This window comes from Chryseobacterium contaminans (genome assembly GCF_001684955.1).
GTDB lineage: Bacteria > Bacteroidota > Bacteroidia > Flavobacteriales > Weeksellaceae > Chryseobacterium > Chryseobacterium contaminans.
Window position 1 is genome coordinate 1 of sequence record NZ_MAYF01000198.1, and the last position, 1,651, is coordinate 1,651.

Genomic DNA, 1,651 nt, shown 5'->3' on the forward strand with positions numbered 1-1,651 from the left:
TTTCCTAACGGCAGTTATTGCGTTATTTTCAGGAGTTTTCGAGCAGGGAAAATTCGCAAGATACATTGGGATTTTGGGTTTAATCATCGCATTGTACGTAAGCTTTATGCCTGAATGTTCGTTCTTCGATCAATACAAGCATATGTATGAATACAGTGCCAATACAGCATTATTCACTAAACTATCCATTGTAACAACTTTATTGTTATTCTTCCTGGGAGGTTTTGCATTCAGCAATCACAGAAGCCACCAGTCAGAATTATATGCATTGATGTTATTTGCATTATGCGGAGGAATTGTTCTTTTCGGATACCAGAACTTAGTAACAATGTTCTTAGGTGTTGAAATCCTTTCTATCCCGTTATATGTAATGGCTGGTGCCAACAAAACTGATCTGAGATCAAACGAAGCTTCAATTAAATATTTCTTAATGGGTGCATTCGCGACAGGTTTCTTACTTTTCGGGATCGCGTTCATTTATGGAAGTGCTGGAAGCTTTGATTTATATAAAATCCACGACTTTGGAGTAGCGAATACAGGGAACGTAATGTTTATCTTAGGAGTATTGCTTATCCTTTGTGCATTGGCATTTAAAGTTGCATTAGCACCTTTCCACATGTGGAGCCCTGATGTATATGCAGGATCACCTTCATTAATTACAGCATTCATGGCGAGTGTTGTGAAAATCTCAGGATTCTTTGCATTGTTCAGATTAATGACAATCGGATTTGCCGGAGTAACTCATGAATGGATCAATGTACTTGGAGTATTCTTAATCATTACATTATTATTAGCAAACGTTATGGGTCTTGCTCAAACGAATGCAAAAAGAATGTTAGCTTACTCTTCAGTATCTCACGCAGGATATATTGGATTGGTATTCTTCGGAATGACAAGCCTTTCTACTTATAACTTAGCATTCTATTTATTTGCTTATGCTTTATCTACAGTAGGCGTTTTCATGTGTCTGATCTGGGTAGAGAAATTAAAAAGAGAAACTTCTTTCGGAGCTTTCAAAGGATTGGCAAAAACAGAACCTTTATTGGCAACAGCAGCAGCTATCTCTATGCTTTCAATGGCAGGAGTTCCGCTAACGGCTGGTTTCATGGGGAAATTTGCTTTATTCTCTCAGGCAATGAACGGCGCAGCGTTCTTAGTATTAGTAGCAGTGTTAGGTTCTGCCCTATCCATCGCTTACTATTTAAGACTGATTATCGCCATGTTTTTCTTTAAAGAATCAACATTCAAATCATCAGAAAAAGTAACACTTACTTACAATATTGTTGCCGTATTTGTAATCGTAGCAATTATTGTTTTGGGGATCTTCCCGGATCTGTTTGCAAAAGTGTTCGGATTATAAAAAATTATCCATACAATATCAAAAACCTTTCAGAATTCTGGAAGGTTTTTTTGTACCAGTAAATTTTTCCATTAAAAAAATAAAGAAAATATTACATCGGAATCAGTTATCTTAAGTATAAAATTACTCCCTGATTTCAGGGATAATTACCTTATTAATAAACCTTTCACATGATTTGGAAGGTTTTTTTATGAGATTTTTTCTAATTTCACACAGAGAAATGAATCTCAGTATTTTAATAATCATTAATCACCAATCACATGATTACTTATATGACACTTCCGGGCGATA

Annotated in this window: 1 protein-coding gene; it reads left to right on the plus strand. The window is 35.6% G+C overall.

Annotated elements, in window-relative coordinates; all coding sequences use genetic code 11:
- Positions 1–1,360: NADH-quinone oxidoreductase subunit N (locus tag BBH99_RS11500; protein WP_066695645.1), on the plus strand; the 1,360-nt coding region annotated here is incomplete at its 5' end.
- Positions 1,361–1,651 lie beyond the last annotated feature (291 nt).